The sequence below is a fragment of the Streptomyces sp. DG1A-41 genome (assembly GCF_037055355.1).
Classification (GTDB): Bacteria; Actinomycetota; Actinomycetes; order Streptomycetales; family Streptomycetaceae; genus Streptomyces.
Genome location: NZ_CP146350.1, coordinates 4,889,992 through 4,908,444, shown reverse-complemented (window position 1 = coordinate 4,908,444; position 18,453 = coordinate 4,889,992). Strand labels below are relative to the sequence as shown.

Here is an 18,453-nt window from a genome sequence, read left to right as displayed (position 1 = left end):
CGTCAGGTCCGCAGGAAGGCGAGGACCGCGAGGACCCGGCGGTGGCCCTCGGTGTCCACCGGCAGGTCCAGCTTGTTGAAGATGTTGCCGATGTGCTTGTTCACGGCCGCCTCGCTGATGAACAGGTGCTTGGCGAGACTGGCGTTGGTGCGGCCCTCCGCGATCAGCGCGAGCACCTCGCGCTCGCGGGCGCTCAGCCGCTCCAGCGGGTCCTGGCGCAGCCGCACCAGCTGGGTGATGACCTCCGGGTCCACCACGGTGCCGCCGGCGGCCACCCGCTCGATCGCCGACACGAAGTCCGCGACCGCGCTGACCCGTTCCTTGAGCAGGTAACCCACCCCGGCCCCGCCGCCCGAGTCGAGGAGCCGCAGTGCGTAGGAGCGCTCGACGTACTGGCTGAGGACGAGCACGGGCAGTCCGGGGAACTCCTCGCGCAGAGTCACCGCCGAGCGCAGCCCGTCGTCGCTGAGCGAGGGCGGCATCCGTACGTCGGTGACGATCAGGTCCGGCCGGTCGGCGCGTACCGCCGCCACCAGCGCGTCGGCGTCCCCGACGGCCGCCACCACCTCGTGGCCGACTCGTTGCAACAGCCCGATAAGGCCTTCGCGTAACAGAACGGCGTCCTCGGCCACGATCAGGCGAAGCGACACGGAACCTCCACATGCAGCAGGGTGGGACCACCGACCGGACTCGACACCCGCATCCGGCCGTCGAGCGCCGTGACCCGGTCCGCGAGCCCGGTCACGCCGGTGCCCGCTTCGGGATCGACCCCGCCGTGCCCGTCGTCCACGATGTCGAGGACCAGCAGATCGGAATGGTAGCGCCCGCGTACCTGTGCGCTGGTGGCTCCGCTGTGCTTGGCGATGTTCGTCATGGCCTCGTTGATCAGGTAGTACATCGTCGTCTCGAGCTTCCTGGGCAGCCGCTCGGGCAGTTGCAGATCCACCGTCACCGGGATCGGGAACCGGCCGGCGTAGTCCTCGATCGCCGCCACCAGCCCGTGGTCGGCGAGGACCGGCGGGTTGAGGCCCCGGATCAGCGCCCGCAGCTCCTGGTGCGCGGTGGCCAGCTGGGACTCGGCCTGGGTCAGCAGCTCGTCCTGCGGGGAGCCCTCGGGGACCTCCAGGCGCATCAGCCCGAGCGTCATCCCCAGCGAGACGAGCCGCTGCTGCGCCCCGTCGTGCAGGTCGCGTTCGATGCGCACCCGCTCGGCGTCGAAGGAGTCGAGCAGCCGCGCCTGCGAGGCACGCACCTCGCGCAGCTCCTCCCCGAGCTCCTTGTCGCGCGGCGCGAGGAAGGTGCGGGCCATGGCGGCCCGCGCCCCCGCCCACGAGGTCACCGTGTACGGCGAGGCGAGCAGCACGATCACCCCGAACACCGTCCACGGCCAGGTGTCGCGGCCGGTCGAGGCAATGGTGGTGGCGGGGACGCCGAAGGAGAACGCGAGGACCATCAGGTCCATCCACCACAGCGCCGCCGCCGACAGCAGCGTGAACAGCAACTCCCGCCAGGTCACCTGCTCCTTGAGCCGGGTGGCCGTCCAGGCGCGCAGGCCGGGACCGTCCGGGGCCCGGTGCGGATCGGGCAGGTGGTCGAGGTCCACCAGACGCAGTCGGTGCCGCTCCACCCGGGCCACCAGCGTGGCCGCCAGCACCGTGCCGACCAGGGGGGCGACGCCGATCAGTACGACCAGCAGGGCGAGCCCCGCGGCCAGGCCGAGGGCGAAGACCAGCACGGCCACGGCGCCGACCACGACGCCACCGCTCAGATAGGCCAGCGACCGCCAGGGCCAGCTCGAGGTCAGGAAGCTCAGCGGACGCTGGGCCATGGCCTGCCAGGCTGTTGTGGGTTGCATGCGATCAACGTAACCACGGGCAGGGGGATTTGGGGACGCGTCTTTCCCCCGCGATCGACTCCGGCCGGCAAAGGTAGAGCTGCCTCTACCTCAGGAGTAAAGAGAGGATCAGTGCCCCGCCCACCCCCCGTGCAGTGGAATCGACGCATGACGACAACGAGGAAAACCCCGGTGCAGGACGCGGTCGAACTCCACGGTGTGCGCAAGGTCCACGGCTCCGGCGGACACCAGGTGACCGCGCTGGACGGCGTCTCCATCAGCTTCCAGCGCGGCACCTTCACCGCCATCATGGGCCCCTCCGGCTCGGGGAAGTCGACGCTGCTGCAGTGCGCGGCGGGGCTGGAGCAGCCGTCCGACGGCCGGATCGTCCTCGCCGGCGTGGACATCGGCCAGCAGAACGAGAAGGAGCGCACCAAGCTCCGCCGTGACCACATCGGTTTCGTCTTCCAGGCCTTCAACCTGGTGGAGTCCCTCACGGCGGCCCAGAACGTGGAACTGCCGTCCCGGTTCGCCGGCCGCAAGGTCAGTCGCGAGCAGATCGCGAACGCGCTCGCCGCGGTCGGTCTGTCCGAGCGCGCCGGGCACCGCCCCAGTCAGCTCTCCGGCGGCCAGCAGCAGCGCGTCGCCCTCGCCCGGGCCCTCGTCACCCGCCCCGACGTCCTCTTCGCGGACGAGCCCACCGGCGCCCTGGACACCGTCACCTCCCGCGAGGTGCTGAACATGATGCGGATGCTGGTCGACCAGGAGGGCCAGACCACCCTGATGGTCACGCACGACCCGGTCGCGGCGGCCATGGCCGACGTCGTGGTCTTCCTCAAGGACGGCCGCATCACCGACCGCATCCCGCTCGACCGTTACTCCGGCAGCAACAATGCCGCCGCGATCGCCGGCCACATGGCCCGAATGGAGGCGTGATGCTGATCCTCGCGAACGTACGCGAACGCTGGTCCGGCTTTCTCGGAGCCTTCGTCGCCGTCCTGGTCGGCGTCGCCCTGATCACGACCACGCTGGTCATCTACGACTCCGCCCGCCCCAAGGTCCAGCCCCGCTACACCGGCACCGCCGCCCTGGCCCTGCCCCAGCAGGCCGTCGACGCCGACGGCAGCCCCGAGGACCGGATGCCGTGGAGCAAGGCCGAGGCCGCGCCGCTGGTGGCCGGACTCGACAAGATCCCGGGCGTGGCCGACGCCGTGGTGGACCGCTCCTTCTACGCCCAGGCGATCAAGGACGGCAAGCCCGTCACCGACGAGGGCGCCCTGCAGTCCGGGCACGGCTGGGACAGCGCGCGGATGGCGCCCTACAAGCTGGTCTCCGGCCGCGCCCCGAGCGGCACCGACGAGGTCGTGGTGGACCGCGCCCTGGGCGCGGCCGTGGGCAGCGCCCTGACCGTCAACATCACCCAGGGCCGCGAGCAGTTCACCGTCGTCGGCACCGTGGACGGCCCCGGCTACTACTTCAGCGAGGCGTTCGCCGCGCGGCAGCAGCCCGGTGTCGGCGCCATCGCGCTCGTCGCCGACAAGGGAGCCGACACCGGCGCGATCGTCACCGCCGCGAAGAAGGTGCTCGGCGACAAGGGCGACGTGGTCTCCGGCGACGGCCGGTCCGAACTGCAGCCGCAGCACATCGAGCACAAGCGGTTCCTGGGCGTCCAGCTCATCAGTGCCATGGCCATCCTCGGCCTGTTCACCACGGTGTTCGTGGTCGCCTCCATGCTGGTCCTGGCGACCGGGATGCGCCGCCGCGAGATCGGCCTGCTGCGCACCATCGGTGCCGCCCCTCAGCAGGTCAAGCGCATGATCATCGGTGAGGCCGCCGTGGTCGGCCTGCTCGGCTCGATCGCCGGCTGCGTGGCCGGTGTGCTGGCCGCCCCGCTGATGCGGAACATCCTTCAGGGCCTGGACGTGGCCCCGCCGGGCATGGAGGTCACGGTCGCCGCCTGGCCGCTGCTCACGGGCTGCGCGATCGGTGTCGGGGTCAGCGTGATCGGCGCCTGGACCGCCGGCCGCAAGGCCACGCAGGTCGCCCCCATCGAGGCCCTCCTGGACAGCCGCTCCGCCAACAAGGGCATGGGCCGTGGCCGTTGGATCGCCGGCCTCGCCGTCCTCGGCGCCGGTGTGCTCCTCGCCATCGGCACCGCCACCTCCAGCGCCGACAACCGCATCAACATGGCGATCTTCGCCACCATGACGCTGATCGTCGCGGCCGCCCTGCTGGCCCCCGTGTTCATCGGGCCCGTCGGCCGGTTCCTGACCGCCCCGTTCCAGCGCGGCGGCTCCGCGGGCCCGGTCCTGATCCGGGCGGAACTCGTCGCCAACCCGCGCCGTGCCGCCTCCCTGGTGGCCCCCGTGATCGCCGCCGTCGGCTTCGCGGTGCTGCTCAGCGGCATGGTGGAGACCATGCGGGTGGCCTACCCGGCGGGCGAGGCCCTGAAGGTCTCGGGCCAGACGATCGTCACCCCGGACGGCACGCCCGGGAACACCGACGAGGTCGTCGCGGCCAACCCGGTGGGCAAGGCCGCCCTGCCGACCCGGGCGTTCGTGCTGAAGGACGCGTCGGCCGGCAAGGGCACCGAGCAGGCCGGGGAAACGGCCGGCGCCACCGTCCTGGACGTCCTGGGCAGCCGGGACCCGCGCTGGAGCAAGCCGGGCGAGGCCGTCCTCGGCGAGCGCACCGCCAAGGAGCTGGGCCTGACGAAGGGCCAGGAGGTTCCCGTCCGGTTCGCCGACGGCACCGCCGTCACCCTGCGCGTCGGCGCGGTCCTGCCCGACGACCCGGCCCGCGGCGACTTCGTGGTCCCCCGTGACCTGGTCCGCGCCCACGACCCGGCCGCGCTCACCGACGACATCTTCGTCCCCGGCGACGCCAAGGCCTCCGCCGCCGTCCCCGGCACCGCGCTGCACGACGCCGCCGAGTACGCGCTGGCCGACTACAACACGGACGCCAAGCTCACCGAGAGCCTCGCCATGATGCTGATCGTGATCGCCGTCGGCTACAGCGTGATCGCCGTCGCCAACAGCATGGCCATGGCCGCCCACGGCCGGCGCCGCGACTTCGGGGTCATGAAGTCCGCCGGCGGCACCGTCCGCCAGCTGCTCCTGGTCTCGGTCGGCGAGACGTCCCTGGTCATCGTCATCGGCGCCGCCCTCGGCATCCTGGTGACCCTGCCCCCGCTGGCGGGCATGGCCTCCGGTCTCTCCCAGGCCACCTCGTCCGACGTGGGCCTGCACCTGAGCACCGGCACCCTCACCACCGCCGTCATCGGCACCCTCGTGGCGGCCGTCCTCGCCGGACTCGCGGTCACCTCGAAGACGCTGCGCAGGCAGGCGGCGTAACACACACGCCTCACCACGGAAGCGGCTCCGGGAATCTCCCCGGAGCCGCTTCCGCGTGTGCGCGTATAGAGCACGGATAGCCCCTCTGGTTGTGCTGAGCCGCGCAAGCGCGATGGGAGGCGATGACAGTGACCGTTCCGGACCTGCACACGCGATCACGGTGGCTCAGGACGTTCAAGCCGGTGGCGCGGCCGCGGTGCCGGCTGGTGTGCGCCCCGCACGCGGGCGGCACCGCACAGGCGTACCGCACCTGGCCCGCCGGCCTGCCGGCCGACGTCGAGGTGATCGGCGTGCAGTACCCCGGCCGCCAGGACCGGCTCGGCGAACCCGCCCCGGCCTCCATGGACGACCTGGTCGGCCCGGTCGCCGACGCGGTGGAGCCCTTCCTCGGCGAACCGCTGGCCCTGTTCGGCCACAGCATGGGCGCCGTCGTCGCCTACGAGGTCGCCCTCGAACTCGAACGCCGGCACGGGCAGGTCGTGGACCTGCTCGCCGTCTCGGGTTCGCGGGCTCCCCACCACCGCGAGGAGCACGAGCGGCACGAACTGGACGACGCCGCCCTGATCGAGGAACTGCGCCGGCTGAACGACGACTTCGGTGACCTGCTGGACTCCCCGGAACTCCTCGACCTGGTCCTGCCCGCCATCCGCGCCGACTTCGGCGTGGTCGCCCGCTATCTGCGCACCCCGCCGGTACCCGTACGGGCGCCGTTGCTCGCCCTCGGCGGCAGCTCCGACCCGGACGTCGCCGCCGCGGACCTGACCCACTGGCGGGCTTGTGCGGGCGGCGCCTTCGGCACGCGCGTGCTGACCGGCGGCCACTTCTACCTCACCGACGAACGGCCCGTCCTCGACGTGCTCGCCCCTTGGCTTCCCCACCGCCGCTCCACAGCCCACCGGGCCTCGTGACCCGGCGCCGTCCGGGCCCGGCCCGACCCCACGACCACAGGAGTACGCGCAGCATGGCTGACCTGTCCGGCGCCTCGAACGTCGTCGAGATCTTCACGGAGCACGCCCGCACCCGCGGCGATCACCGCACGGTCGCGATCGTGCCCGACCCCTCCGACCCGGCCACCGCCCAGTGGCTGACCTACGAGCAGCTGGACCGGGCGGCCCGGGTCTGCGCCCAAGAGCTGCTGCGCTCCTGCCGCCCCGGCGACCGGGCCCTGCTGCTCCTGCCGAACTCCGCCGAGTTCGTCGTCGGCATCCTCGGCTGCTTCTACGCCGGCCTGGTGCCGGTGCCCTCCTCGATGCCCGGCCGCTTCAAGCAGGACCAGCGCCGGGTGCGCGGCATCGCCCGGGACGCCGAGGTGAGCTGCGTGCTCACCGCCCCCGACGAACTGGGCGACGTGCGCACGTGGGCGAAGACGGAAGACCTGGACGTGCCGGTGCTGATCCCGGACGTCGACCCGGCCCCGCCCGCCGAACCGTTCACCCCGCACGCCGCTGGTCCCGCCGACCTGGCACTGCTCCAGTACACCTCGGGCTCCACCAGCGACCCCAAGGGCAGCCGGGTCACCCACCGCAACCTGCTGCTCAACGCCCTCGCGATCGACACCCATCTGCCGGTCCGCGAGGGCCAGCGCTACGGCGGCTGGATCCCCAACTACCACGACATGGGCCTGATGGGGCACATCCTCACGCCTCTCCTGGCCGGCCGCGGCATCGCCCTGATGACCCCGGCCGCCTTCCTGCGCCGCCCCCGTGCCTGGCTGGAACTCATCGACCACTTCGACATCGGCCTGTCCGCCGCCCCCAACTTCGCCTACGAGCTGTGCCTCAGCCGGGTCCCCGAGGACTCGATCGCCGACCTCGACCTGTCCCGCTGGACCCAGGCCATCAGTGGATCCGAGCCGGTCAAGGCGAGCGTCCTGGAGGATTTCGCGCAGCGCTTCGCCCCCGCGGGACTGCGCAGCGAGCAGATCACCCCCTGCTACGGCATGGCCGAGACCACCCTGATGATCTCGACCACGTCGGACCGGGCCCCGCTCGTGCTCACCTGTGACGTCGGCGAGCTGGAAGCGGGCCGCGTGGTGCCCGTCGCCGACGGCGCCGCCGGCCGGACCCTGGTCAGCTGCGGCGCGCCGCGCGGACTGCAGGCCCGGGTCGTGGACCCGGCCACCGGCCGCGCCCTCCCGGCCGGTTCGGTCGGCGAGATCTGGCTGCGCGGCGAACTTGTGGTGGACGGCTACTGGCGCAACCCCGAGGCCACCGAGGCCACCTTCGGCAACCGGCTCGCCGACGACCCCGAGGACACCGGCGGCTGGCTGCGCACCGGGGACCTCGGAGCCCTCGTGGACGGCGAGATCCATGTCACCGGACGGATCAAGGAGATGATGATCGTCCGGGGCCGCAACATCTACCCCCACGACATCGAGCACGAGCTGCGCCGGCAGCACGAGGAACTGCGCGACACCGTCGGCTCGGTCGTCACCGTCCCCACCGGCGCCGACGACACCGAGGGCCGGCTCGTGGTCATCCACGAGGTCCGCCGCCGCGCCGTCGACGAGGAACTGGCCCGCCTGGCCGCGAGCATGCGCACGACCGTGGCCCGCGAGTTCGGCCTGCGCGCCGACTCGGTCCTGCTGCTGCGCCGCGGCGCGGTCCGCCGTACGACCAGTGGCAAGGTCCAGCGGTCCACCATGCAGGCCCTGTACGCGAACGGCGAACTGGAGCCCCTGTGGGCCGACGGCTACGCGGCGGCCGGGCAGGCCGTCGCCGTCGGGGCGGGGGACGGCAGATGAGGACGGCCGATCTCGAGGCCAGGATCGCCGGGTGGTCCCGGCCGGGCGGCCCGTTCGACCCCGCGGTGCTGACCGCCCACGACGAGGCGGAGTCCTTCCCGGCCGAGGCGTGTGCCGCGCTCGACGCCTGGGGGCTCCCCGAGTACTACGTCCCGGTTCGCTACGGCGGCCGCCAGGACCGCCTCGACGAGTTCCTCGCCCTGCTGCGCCGGATCGCCGCCCGCGACCTGACGGTGGCCGTGGCCCACGGCAAGACCTTCCTCGGCGGTGTCTGCGCGTGGGTCGCCCAGGAGGACGGCCCGGCCGATCTGCTGGCCCGGCACGTCCTCGCGGGCCAGCCGGTGGCCTGGGGGCTCACCGAGCCCGACGGCGGCAGCGACCTGCTCGCCGGCTCGCTCACCGCGACCCGCCACGGCTCCGGCTGGCTCCTGAGCGGCCGCAAGTGGCCCGTGAACAACGCGACCCGGGGCAATCTGATGTGCGTCCTGGCCCGCACCGACCCGCAGGGCGGTCCCCGCGGCTTCACCGTCTTCCTGATCGACAAACGGGCCACCCCCGCCGGCACCGTGCGTCCCCTGCCCAAGATGCCCACCCACGGCATCCGGGGCGCCGACATCAGCGGCGTGGAGCTCCGCGCGGCGCGAGTCCCCGCCCATGCTCTCGTCGGCACGGTCGGCGGCGGCCTCGAACTGGTCCTCAAGTCCCTCCAGCTGACCCGGATCGTCTGTGTCTCCCTCTCCTTGGGCGCCGGGGACCACGCGCTCGGGCTGCTCCGCCGCTTCCTGGGCGAACGGCGGCTGTACGGGCGGGACCTGGTGGCCTTGCCGCACGTCCGCGTCACGGCCGGCCGGGCCGTGGCCCGTCAGTTCCTCGCCGAGGCCGTCGCCCACACCGCCGCCCGGGCCGCCCACCAGGTACCGGAGGAGCTGAGCGTGGTCTCCGCCGTCGCCAAGGCGTTCGTTCCGACCCTGATCCATGGCCAGCTGCGGCTGGTCGGCGACCTGCTCGGCGCCCGCGGCTTCCTCACCGGCGTCGAGGGCTACGGCGGCTTCGCCAAACTGGAGCGCGACCACCAGGTCGTCCCGCTCTTCGACGGCAGCACCTGGGTCAACCGGGCCGGTCTGGCCGGCGTCCTGCCCCTGCTGCGGCCCGGCCGGCGGGCCACCGCCCCCGGGGCCGCGTCGCCCGTGCGGTGGCTGCGCGAGGAGCACCGCCCCGCCCCCCTCGACACCCGTCGGCTGCGCCTGTCGGCTCCCCGCGACTCCGTGCTCGGCGCGCTGCCCACGCTGGTGGCCGAACTCACCGGGAACGACGGGACACCGGGCGCGGCGGACCAGACCGCCTCCCTGGCCCGCGCCCTGCTGCGTGCCTACGAACGCCTGGGCGCCGACCTGGCGGGCACGCGTCCCACCGGTGGCGCGCCGAGCACCGCCGCGCTGCGGCTCGCCGAACGCTACGAGTGGTGCTTCGCGGGTGCCGCCGCGCTCGCCCTGCACGCCGCACGGCCCCGCCTGCACGACGGCCCGTGGGGTCGGGACGGGTTGTGGCTGCGCGGCTGTCTCGCTCTGGTCCTGGAGGGCCTGGACAGCGGCCCCTCCGCGGCCACGCAGGTCTACGACCGGCTCGGCACGCTCCTGGGTTCCACGCCGGACGTCCCGGTGAGCGTGCTCGACGACACCGCGCCGGACGAGCCGGCGCGCGACGGATCGGTGGAGGTGCCCGCCGCATGATCGACATCACGACCCGCGCGCAGCACCTGGAGAAACTGCTCGGCGCACCCTGGGACGCGGCCAACCCGGCCGGTTTCGCCGCGGTGGTGGCCGCCGACGAACGCGAGGAGACCGCACCGGCCGCCGAGGCGGTCCTGGACGAGTTCGGCCTGCTCGCCGAGTTCGTCCCCCGGGCGCTGGGCGGCCGCCTCGACCGTATCGACCACATGATCGAGCTGATGCGGTCGGTGTACCGGCGGGACCCGGCCCTGGGCCTCGCCCGCGCCGGTCAGCTGCTCGCGAGCGTCAACGTCTGGACCGCCGGCTCGCCCGAACAGCGCGCCGCCGCGGCGGAGTTGCTGCTCGGCAACCGCCGGATCGCCTGCGCGTTCCACGAGCTCGCCCACGGCAACGACATCGCCGGCAACGAGTTCGCGGCCCGTCGCGCCGGCTCCGGACTGGTCCTGCACGGCCGCAAGGAGTCCATCGCCAACCTGGACCTGGCCGACGCCCTGGTGATCCTGGCGCGCACCGACCCGGCCGACGGACCGCGCGCCCACTCGCAGCTGTTCCTGCCCGCCGGCCTGCTCGCCCCCGGCCAGGTGCGCAGGCTGCCGAGGTTCCGCTCCGTCGGCATGCGCGGGGTGCGTCTGGGAGGCATGGAGGTGAACGGTCTGCCGGTCCCCGACGGGTTGCTGCTCGGCGCACCGGGCACCGGCGTCGAGACGGCCTCCCGCGCCTTCCAGGTGACCCGCTTGGCGCTGCCCGCCATGAGCACCGCCCTGCTCGACACCGCTCTGCGCGTCGCCCTGCACCACACCCGCCGACGACGGCTGTACGGCCGGGAGGCCGCCGACCTGCCGATGGTGCGCACCACCTTGGCCGAGGCCTTCGCCGACCTGCTGGTCTGCGAGGCCCTCTCGCGAACGGCGGCCCGCGCCCTGCACCTGTGCCCCGAGTCCGGCAGCGTCCACGCGCCCGCGGTGAAGTACCTGGTCGCCGGAGTGCTCACGGACGCGGTGCAGCGACTCGCGACGGTGATGGGGTCGGAGTTCTACCGCCGCGACGGGGAGCACGCCGTGTTCCAGAAGATCGTCCGGGACGTCAGGCCGGTCGGCTTCGGTCACATCGCCCGCGCGGCCTGCCTGTCCGCCCTGCTGCCCCAGTTGCCCGGGCTGCTCGGCCGGGCCCGGCGCGCTCCGGACCCGGTACCGGCCGCTCTGTTCACCGCCGAGGCCGAACTGCCCGAGCCGGACCTGTCCCGGCTTCGACTGGTGGCGGGCGGCCGGGACCCGCTGGTCTCCTCGCTCGGCACCGTCCTCGACGAGGACCTGCCGGCGGCCGTCCGGCCGCTCGCCGAGGAGCACGTACGCGGTTTCGCGGCGCTGTGCGAGGCCGGCGCCGTCCTGCGTCCCCGGCAGCTGTCGATCACGGCCGAGGTGCCGGTGCGCGAGCTGGCCGCCCGCTACACGGTGGCGCTCGCCGCCGCCGCGTGCCTGGGCGTCCAACGCGCCGCTACCGCAGGGGAGTTCCTGGCGCGCCCGGAGTGGCTGCAGGCCGCGCTCGTCCGGCTCGGCGGCATGGAGCGGGCCGTCCCCGCCGGGCTGCCGCCGGCGGTCGAGGACGCGCTGATCGAGGAGCTCCTGCACCGCGACGACCACAACCTGTCCTTCGGCCTCACCGGCCGCCCGTACGCGTGAGACGACGGCCCCGGGCGGTCCGCCTGCCGGCGACCGCTCACCGCCCCGCTCCGCTCTCCCGCGCCCCACCGCGGGTCCCGCTCCCTGCGTCACGAACCCCACCTTCACCGCACGTTCCGAGGAGAATGCGATGACCACGTACGGCTTCGACCGCGCCGCCCCGTCCGAGATCCAGAGCTGGCTCGTCGAGCGCCTCGCCGAGTACCTGCCGGACCTCGGCGAGGCCGTTGACCCACACCGGCAGCTCGGTGAGTACGGCCTCGACTCCATCACCGTGGTGGCGTTCGCCGCCGACGTGGAGGAGCAGCTCGGCATACCCGTCGACCCCACCGCGATATGGGACTACCCGACCGTCAGCGAGCTGGCCGGGTACGTGGCGGACGAGCTGGCCGGGCGGCGCCCGCAGGCCGCCTGACGGACCGGTCGTGTCCCGGCCCCCGTTCCCCGGGCCGGGACACGACCACGGGCGAGGGGCCGAGGTGGTGATCCCACCTCGGCCCCTCGCCCGTTCGCGGATCAGGCCGCGTCGCTCTCCATGGCCCGGACGAGGCTGAGCGGACGCATGTCGGTCCAGTTCTCCTCGACGTACGCGAGGCAGGCGGCACGGGTGTCCTCCCCGTGCACGGTGCGCCAGCCCGCCGGGATCTCGGCGAACGCCGGCCACAGCGAGTGCTGGCCCTCGTCGTTGACGAGTACGAAGTACGACGCCTCGTCGTTCTCGAACGGATTGGCCACGATGACACCTCACAAAAGCGGGCGGAACTGCGGTCGGAACGACCCTCGGATGTCGGCCTACAACATTCCTATGGCAATGGCATTGTGCGGATCGCTTGGCCACAACCTGCCAGGCCCACCGGGCGGTTATGGGGGAACGCAATGTTCCGCCCGAGTCGGCCGAGCGGGACGTGAGGATTCCGCTTTCTGTTCCCGCTGGCAGTAGCGGCAATCCCGGGCGGAGCTCCGTTCGCGGCCACTGTCAGTTCGCTGCCACCGCAGCAGGCTGACAGCCTTTCTTCTGGTGGAGCGCCAGCGCTCGAAGCAAAATCTTCTCGTGCAAACGCGAGGCCACCTCTGGGGCGAGGTGAACGCGGCACATACGGGAACCGTTCGGCGATACACATACGGAAGAATTTGGAGTTCATTAATGAAGTCCGCATTCCAGAAGGTCTCCGCCATCACTGTCGCCGTGGTCGCGCTGGCACTCGTGCCGGTGACCGCGGGCACCGCTTCGGCGGAGGAACCGGGGTGGCAGTCGCCGGTGGCGCGCGTCGGCGAGACCGTCACCGACGTGCTCGGCGAGCCGGGGTGGCAGGACGTACCGAACGAGCCCGGCTGGCAGAACCTTCCGGCGGACTCGACGGAATGACCATTTCCGGCTCCTGACGAACGAGATCACCCCGCGCCGGGGCACCGGGCGGGGCGATCTTGTTCCGGTGTAACTCGTGTTACTCTGCCGCCGTTGAAGGACTTCGGGGGTTTCCTGAGACGGGGGTGTTGAGCGTGCTTGAGCCCATAGGATTAAGCACGGAAGCCACAGAGGTTTACCGGGCCTCGCTGCTGAATTCATGCGGCTCGGTCGAGGAACTGACCGCGTTGGTCGGCCGCCCGGCAGAGGTCGTACGCGGCGCCTTGGACGAATGCGTACGGCTGGGCCTGATCCGGCCTTCCTGGGAGACTCCCGGCCGCGTGCACGCGATCAGCCCGGATGTCGCCCTCCAGGCCCTGTTGGCCCGGCAGGAATCCGCGCTGCTGGCCCGGGAGCGCCAGATAGCCGAGACCCGGGTGGAAGTGGCCCGCATTTCCGAGGAGTTCGCCGCCACCCGCAGCCGCCGCCGGCACAACGAGGTCGAGCAGCTGGAGGGGCTGGACCAGATTCGCGACCGCATCGGCGAACTCACCCTCGGCTGTGAGCGCAGCCTGGTCGCCTTCGCCCCCGGCGGGCACCAGACCTCGGACAACCGGGAGGCCAGCCGTCCGCTCACCGAGTCCCTCCGGAACCGCGGAGTGATGGTGCGCACCATCTATCTGGACAGCATCTACAACGACCCCGCCACCGTCGAACACGCCCGCTGGCTGGTGGAGACGGGCAACGACGTCCGGACCGTGGCGTGGCTGCCCGCCCGCATGATCATCTTCGACGGTGAGGCGGCCATCCTGCCCATGGACCCCGACAACAGCGGGGACGGAGCCCTCCTCTTCCGCGGCAGGGGCGTCCTCGCGGGCCTGTCCGAGCTCTTCCGGCTGGTGTGGGAACGGGCGGCGCCCATCACCAGCGCCCGCCGGCAGCGGACCAGCACGGACGACAAGGGACTGACCAGTCAGGAGAAGGCCGTCCTGCGCCTCCTCGGGGAGGGCTTCACCGACGAGGGCGTGGCGCGCAAGCTCGGGGTCTCGGTCCGCACCGGACGACGTATCACCGCCGACCTGATGGGGCGTCTCGGGGCCAAGAGCCGGTTCCAGGCCGGCCTGCGCGCGGCCCGCCTCGGCTGGCTCGACGAGGTCCCGGGCGCCGACGGGGAACCGGACGCCGGCCACTCCGGCTCGCTGGATCCGGCACCGTCCACCACGGCGGTCCTCCCGGGCCCGGAGGTGGCCGGCCGCCGGCTGGCCGACCACTGAACCTCCTTGTGGTGACGCCTGGTTGGGTTGCCCGTCCGGCGTCGGCCCGCTGTGGCGCCGGACGGACCGGAGCGACGGCGCCCTCCGCGGCCCCCGGTCACACGTCGCGGCGACGGACCGGCGCGACGCCGCGGACCGGCGCCGGGGCCCCGAGCGGTGCCCGACCGAGGAACGAACCCCGGTAGAACAGCAGCGGAACGGCGTCCTCGCCCTCCTCGGGCACGCTCAGGTCCACCACCCGGCCGACCACGATCCGATGGTCCCCGGCGGGCACCACGCCCTCGATCCGGCAGTCCACCCACGCCAGGCCGCCACCGATGCGGGGGGACCCGGTCACCTCGGCCGGGCTCCACGCCACCCCGGCGAACTTGTCCGCACCGCTGCGGCCGAACCTCCGGCACAGCTCGGCCTGGTCCGCGCGCAGCACCGTCGCGCAGAACGCGCCCGTCTGCTCGATCCGGCGCCCGGTCGCCGAGGTCTCGGCCACCGCGACGGACACCAGCGGCGGATCCAACGAGAGCGAGGCGAAGGACTGGCAGGCGAAGCCGACCGGTTCCCCCTCGTGGACGGCGGAGATGATCGTCACCCCCGTACAGAACCGGCCGAGCACATCCCGGAAACGGCTCCGGTCGAAGCGGAGGGCGGCGGCGGTCGAGTTCACGCGTACCTCACAGGGCAGGGGGCGGACGTCACGTCGACGGCCCACGTTCCCCGTGTCCTCTACACGACAGCTACACCCGGCCCCCGCCCGGACGCGAGACGATCGGTTCCGGTGAGTGCCGGGACCGGCAGCGGCCCCACACCATAGGAACCCCGTAGAGGGCGGTCCTTCGATGGGTGACGTGCCGTAGGCCGCCGGGGCCCCGCTCCGCCGGCCGTCCGTCGAGATTCCCGAGAGAGGCCGCTGTGGCGATCATGGAGCCCTGGACACCTCTGGACATCGATCCGGAGGGCGTCGGCGGCCCGGAGGAGCTGATCGAACGCCTGGACGCCATGGGCCCGGAAACGCTGAGCCGGCTCCTCACCGAGGAGAAGGCCGTCGTCTTCCGAGGCTTCGACATCACCTCGGGGACCCTCGACGACGTACTCGACCGGATCCTGCCGAACCGGTCCGGACTGGCTCCGCGCCCCGCCACGCACAAACGGAACACCGACGACGTCTGGACGGTCTCGCGGGAACAGCCCCACATCGCGGTCCGGCCGTACAACGAGATGAGCTGTACGCACGCCTGGCCCTCGCGGATCGCGCTGTTCTGCCACACGGCCCCCGCCTCCGGCGGCGCCACCATGGTGGTGGACGGCGCGCGCTGGCTCGCCTCCCTCGCCCTCGACCTGCGCGAACGGTTCTCTTCCGGCGTCCGCTACGTCCGCTACCTGCACGACGGTTCGGGCCTCGGGGCGAGCTGGCAGGACGCCTTCGCCACGACCTGCCGCGAGGAGGTGGAGGTCTTCCTCGACGGGACCGGGACCGAGTGGTACTGGACCCCCGACGGCGGCATCCATGTCTCGTGGGTACGTCCCTCCGTGGTCACGCACGCGGTCACGGGCACCGACGTGTGGTTCAACCAGGTCCACCGCTGGCACCCGGCCGGCTGCGGCCCGGGCGAAGCCCTGTCCCGGGTCCTGTCGGTGGACCGGCTGCCCTGGAACGTCACGTTCGCCGACGGCTCCCCGATCTCCAGGGAAGAGGTGAACCAGATCTGCGAGTCGGGCGCCGTCGCGGCGGTGGACGTCCCGTGGGACCGGGGCGATCTGCTGCTCCTCGACAATGTGGCTCTTGCCCACGGCCGCCGCCCCTTCACCGGAACGCGCCGCGTCCGCGTCGCCATGTCGGACTGATGCCCCACCACGCCCCGAACACGATGGAGCCCGATCATGCACGATGCCTCGTACCGGAGCCTGCGCGAGACCGGCGCCGTTCACGTCTGGCGGGGCCGGGCGCCCGACCATGACGATCCGGCGGCCTTCGCCGTGCTCTCGGCGGAGGAACGGGCGGCGGCCGCCCGCCGGCCCGCTCCGATCGGCGCCCACTACGCCCACGCCCACGTGGCGGTCCGGCGGATCCTCGCCGGCTACCTCGGCGCCGATCCCCGGGAACTGCGGCTGGGCCGCCGGCCCTGTCCGCGCTGCCCGGACCGGACCCACGGCCGGCCACGCGTGGTCCTCCCCCGTACGGGACTCGACTTCAACCTCTCCCGGTCCGGGGCACACTGGCTGCTCGCGGTCACCGCGGAGCGGCCGGTCGGCGTGGACCTGGAGGTCGCGCGGCCGCACGCCGACCTCTGGCTCACCACCTCCGCCTTCATGTCCCCGGCCGAACTGCGCCATCTGACGGGCCTGCCGGACGAGGCGGCGCGTGTCGCCGCCTACTACCGCGCGTGGACCCGCAAGGAGGCCGTGGTCAAGGCCGTCGGCGTCGGCGTCGTGGCGGACCTGGCGACCCTGGAGGTCGCCCCGCACCTCCCCGGCCCCGTCCCGGTCCGGCACACCGAGTCACGCGGACCGCAGTGGTGGCTCGTGCACGACCTCCCGCTCGGGCCCGGCACCTACGGGGCACTGGCCCAGGAACCCGAGAGCAGCGGACCGGTCCTGCTCGTCGATCCGGCCGCCGCCGGGTTCACCGCGGCCCCCGTCCCCTCCGGGGCATCGGGATGACGCCCTTCCGAACTCCCACGAGCGCTCCGGCACCGCGGCTCTCAGGCCACCCGCTCCTGCCGGAAACGACCGGTCTCGGCGCACAGCCGCAGCAGACTGTTGAGCTGGTACACCGACTCGCCCGGCTCGTCCGAGAAGCCCAGCAGCCCTTCGTCGACCAGTGACTCCAGCCCCTTCTCCACCTCGGCGGCCGTGAGCCCGAGGGAGCGGGCGGCCGAGCGGGCCGAGAACTCATCGCGCTCCAGCCCCGACAGCAGCAGAAGCAACTCGCGGTCCTCGTCGCGCAGCCGGCGCAGCGACATCTCCAGGCTGCGAGACACCGACAAGCCTCGCACCTGCAGCTCCTGGAGCCGGCTGTGCGGGTCCGCCAGCCGGTCCGCGAGGCGCCGCAGCGAGGAACGCGGCCGGCCGGCCAGCCGGGTCGCGGCAATGCGCACCGCGAGCGGGAGGCCGGCGCAGTGCCGGGCGATCTCCCGCGCGGCCTCGGGCTCGGCGTCGATGCGCATCGGGTCCACGGCCGCGGACAGCATCCTGAGGGTCTCTTCGGTGCTCAGCGGGGGCAGCACCATGGTGTGCAGTCCGCCGATCGGGCCCAGGGCGGTCTGGCTGGTGATCAGCACGGCGGGCTCCGGAGCCCCCGGCAGCAACCCGGACAACTGCAGCTCGCTGACGGCGTTGTCCAGGAGGATCAGCAGCCGGCGCCGGGCCGTGCGGGTCCGGTACAGCCGGATCAGCTCGTCCAGGTCCGGTTCGGCCGCGCCCACCGGCTCCCCGAGTGCCCGCAGCAGACCGACCAGTACGTCCCGAGGGGTGCGGGGCGAACCGTCCCGGTGCCGCAGGTTCACGTACAACTGCCCGTCGGGGAAGGCCCCCAGGCACTCGTTGGCCGCGCGCACCGCGAGGGCCGTCTTGCCGCTCCCCGGCATCCCTGTCAGCAGGAACCGGCGGGCGTGCCAGGTGCGCTGCCCGCTCGGCGGCAGAAGCCGGCGCAGTTCCTCCAGTTCGGCCTCGCGGCCGGTGAAGTCGGGGATGTCCGGCGGGAGCATCGCCGGTGTCACCGCCCGGGTGGCGGCGATCGGCGCGGCCGGCTCCATGACCGGCTCCCCCGCCAGCACCGCCTGGTAGACCTCGGCCAGCTCGGCGCCCGGGGTCACGCCCAACTCCTCGGCGAGCACCCGGCGCCCCTCGTGGTACGCGATGATCGCGTCGGCCTGCCGGCCGCACAGGTACAGGGCCTTCATCAGCTGGGCCCGCATCCGCTCCCGCACCGGGAACTCGGCGACGAGGGAGGTCAGTTCGGGTACCAGTTGCCGGTGACGCCCGAGCGCCAGGTCCACCTCGATCCGCAGCTCGGTGGCGGTGGCCCGGGCCTCCTCCAGCCTGGGGAGTTCGGCGTCCGCCAGGAGCTCCGTGACGTTGGACAGGGCGGTTCCCCGCCACAGCTCAAGGGCACCCCGAAGGTGGGCGTCGGCCCGCTTCAGGTCGCCCGCGTCGTAGGCCTCGGCACCGAGTCGGGCCAGCCGCTCGAACTCCAGGAAGTCCACCTGGGAGTTCGCGGTGTCCAGCGTGTAGCCGGGCGGCTGGCGGACGATCCGCACGCCGTCACCGAGCTGCATCCGCAACCGCGAGATGTACGTGTAGATCTGCGCGCTCACCGTGGCCGGCGGGCTCCACCCCCACAACAGATGACTCAACCGCGTGTCGGAGACCACGCGCCCCCTGGCCAGCAGCAAGGCCGCGAGCACGGTCTTGATCTTGGTTCCCGACAGGACGACCGGCTCGTCGTCTCTGCGGGCTTCCACCGGACCGAGAATTCGGAACTCCATGACATCCCCCTGTT

Annotated in this window: 16 protein-coding genes; 11 read left to right on the top strand and 5 right to left on the bottom strand. The window is 72.8% G+C overall.

The genetic code is table 11. From position 1 onward, the window contains the following. Positions 1-2: 2 nt before the first annotated feature. The gene (locus tag V8690_RS22915; RefSeq protein WP_338781627.1) at positions 3-650 is read right to left on the bottom strand and encodes a response regulator transcription factor; all 648 of its coding nucleotides are present in this window, start codon (positions 648-650) and stop codon (positions 3-5) included. Then, entirely contained in the window at positions 635-1,855 is a 1,221-nt protein-coding gene (locus tag V8690_RS22910; protein WP_338781625.1) for a sensor domain-containing protein, read from the bottom strand. Before V8690_RS22910 ends, V8690_RS22915 begins: the two co-directional genes overlap by 16 nt. Positions 1,856-2,002: 147 nt before the next feature. Between V8690_RS22910 and V8690_RS22905 the strand changes: the two genes are divergently transcribed. From V8690_RS22905 to V8690_RS22875, 7 genes are all read left to right on the top strand, one after another. Beyond that, positions 2,003-2,770, top strand: coding sequence for an ABC transporter ATP-binding protein (locus tag V8690_RS22905; RefSeq protein ID WP_338781624.1), 768 nt, complete (start codon positions 2,003-2,005; stop codon positions 2,768-2,770). Continuing rightward, the gene (locus V8690_RS22900; RefSeq protein WP_338781623.1) at positions 2,770-5,187 is read left to right on the top strand and encodes an FtsX-like permease family protein; all 2,418 of its coding nucleotides are present in this window, start codon (positions 2,770-2,772) and stop codon (positions 5,185-5,187) included. The genes V8690_RS22905 and V8690_RS22900 overlap by 1 nt, the downstream gene beginning before the upstream one ends. 122 nt (positions 5,188-5,309) lie before the next feature. After that, on the top strand, positions 5,310-6,095 hold the full coding sequence (locus V8690_RS22895; protein WP_338781621.1) for an alpha/beta fold hydrolase: 786 nt from the start codon (positions 5,310-5,312) through the stop codon (positions 6,093-6,095). Positions 6,096-6,148: 53 nt separating this feature from the next. Continuing rightward, positions 6,149-7,930, top strand: a complete 1,782-nt coding sequence (locus V8690_RS22890) for a fatty acyl-AMP ligase (protein ID WP_338781619.1) — start codon at positions 6,149-6,151, stop codon at positions 7,928-7,930. Next, positions 7,927-9,660 (top strand): acyl-CoA dehydrogenase, encoded by a 1,734-nt coding sequence (locus V8690_RS22885; protein ID WP_338781616.1) that lies wholly within the window; start codon positions 7,927-7,929, stop codon positions 9,658-9,660. The genes V8690_RS22890 and V8690_RS22885 overlap by 4 nt, the downstream gene beginning before the upstream one ends. Further along, positions 9,657-11,339 carry an acyl-CoA dehydrogenase gene (locus tag V8690_RS22880; RefSeq protein ID WP_338781614.1) on the top strand — a complete coding sequence of 561 codons (1,683 nt, stop codon included), beginning with the start codon at positions 9,657-9,659 and terminating at the stop codon, positions 11,337-11,339. The genes V8690_RS22885 and V8690_RS22880 overlap by 4 nt, the downstream gene beginning before the upstream one ends. A gap of 130 nt (positions 11,340-11,469) precedes the next feature. Continuing rightward, the gene (locus V8690_RS22875; protein ID WP_338781613.1) at positions 11,470-11,754 is read left to right on the top strand and encodes an acyl carrier protein; all 285 of its coding nucleotides are present in this window, start codon (positions 11,470-11,472) and stop codon (positions 11,752-11,754) included. 101 nt (positions 11,755-11,855) lie between these two features. Here the strand turns inward: V8690_RS22875 and V8690_RS22870 are convergent, their stop codons facing one another. Beyond that, positions 11,856-12,074: an MbtH family protein gene (locus V8690_RS22870; protein ID WP_338781602.1), complete on the bottom strand. Its 219-nt coding sequence runs from the start codon at positions 12,072-12,074 to the stop codon at positions 11,856-11,858. Between the two features lie 409 nt (positions 12,075-12,483). Between V8690_RS22870 and V8690_RS22865 the strand changes: the two genes are divergently transcribed. Next, on the top strand, positions 12,484-12,705 hold the full coding sequence (locus tag V8690_RS22865) for a hypothetical protein (RefSeq protein WP_338781611.1): 222 nt from the start codon (positions 12,484-12,486) through the stop codon (positions 12,703-12,705). Between the two features lie 134 nt (positions 12,706-12,839). Continuing rightward, positions 12,840-13,958: a LuxR C-terminal-related transcriptional regulator gene (locus V8690_RS22860; protein ID WP_338781609.1), complete on the top strand. Its 1,119-nt coding sequence runs from the start codon at positions 12,840-12,842 to the stop codon at positions 13,956-13,958. Positions 13,959-14,055: 97 nt separating this feature from the next. On the opposite strand, the gene V8690_RS22855 is transcribed toward V8690_RS22860, so the two are convergent. Further along, positions 14,056-14,619, bottom strand: coding sequence for a flavin reductase family protein (locus V8690_RS22855; RefSeq protein WP_338781607.1), 564 nt, complete (start codon positions 14,617-14,619; stop codon positions 14,056-14,058). Between the two features lie 254 nt (positions 14,620-14,873). Between V8690_RS22855 and V8690_RS22850 the strand changes: the two genes are divergently transcribed. Both V8690_RS22850 and V8690_RS22845 read left to right on the top strand, forming a co-directional pair. After that, positions 14,874-15,797, top strand: coding sequence for a TauD/TfdA family dioxygenase (locus V8690_RS22850; protein WP_338785428.1), 924 nt, complete (start codon positions 14,874-14,876; stop codon positions 15,795-15,797). Positions 15,798-15,833: 36 nt separating this feature from the next. After that, positions 15,834-16,613, top strand: coding sequence for a 4'-phosphopantetheinyl transferase superfamily protein (locus V8690_RS22845; protein WP_338781606.1), 780 nt, complete (start codon positions 15,834-15,836; stop codon positions 16,611-16,613). 41 nt (positions 16,614-16,654) lie between these two features. Here the strand turns inward: V8690_RS22845 and V8690_RS22840 are convergent, their stop codons facing one another. Beyond that, positions 16,655-18,439, bottom strand: coding sequence for a BTAD domain-containing putative transcriptional regulator (locus tag V8690_RS22840; RefSeq protein ID WP_338781604.1), 1,785 nt, complete (start codon positions 18,437-18,439; stop codon positions 16,655-16,657). Positions 18,440-18,453 lie beyond the last annotated feature (14 nt).

Coding starts and splice junctions, on each gene's coding strand:
- V8690_RS22865 (WP_338781611.1), top strand. CDS start 12,484: ATGAAGTCCGCATTCCAGAAGGTCTCCGCCATCACTGTCGCCGTGGTC.
- V8690_RS22910 (WP_338781625.1), bottom strand. CDS start 1,855: ATGCAACCCACAACAGCCTGGCAGGCCATGGCCCAGCGTCCGCTGAGC.
- V8690_RS22905 (WP_338781624.1), top strand. CDS start 2,003: ATGACGACAACGAGGAAAACCCCGGTGCAGGACGCGGTCGAACTCCAC.
- V8690_RS22845 (WP_338781606.1), top strand. CDS start 15,834: ATGCACGATGCCTCGTACCGGAGCCTGCGCGAGACCGGCGCCGTTCAC.
- V8690_RS22840 (WP_338781604.1), bottom strand. CDS start 18,439: ATGGAGTTCCGAATTCTCGGTCCGGTGGAAGCCCGCAGAGACGACGAG.
- V8690_RS22900 (WP_338781623.1), top strand. CDS start 2,770: ATGCTGATCCTCGCGAACGTACGCGAACGCTGGTCCGGCTTTCTCGGA.
- V8690_RS22880 (WP_338781614.1), top strand. CDS start 9,657: ATGATCGACATCACGACCCGCGCGCAGCACCTGGAGAAACTGCTCGGC.
- V8690_RS22875 (WP_338781613.1), top strand. CDS start 11,470: ATGACCACGTACGGCTTCGACCGCGCCGCCCCGTCCGAGATCCAGAGC.
- V8690_RS22850 (WP_338785428.1), top strand. CDS start 14,874: ATGGAGCCCTGGACACCTCTGGACATCGATCCGGAGGGCGTCGGCGGC.
- V8690_RS22890 (WP_338781619.1), top strand. CDS start 6,149: ATGGCTGACCTGTCCGGCGCCTCGAACGTCGTCGAGATCTTCACGGAG.
- V8690_RS22895 (WP_338781621.1), top strand. CDS start 5,310: ATGACAGTGACCGTTCCGGACCTGCACACGCGATCACGGTGGCTCAGG.
- V8690_RS22885 (WP_338781616.1), top strand. CDS start 7,927: ATGAGGACGGCCGATCTCGAGGCCAGGATCGCCGGGTGGTCCCGGCCG.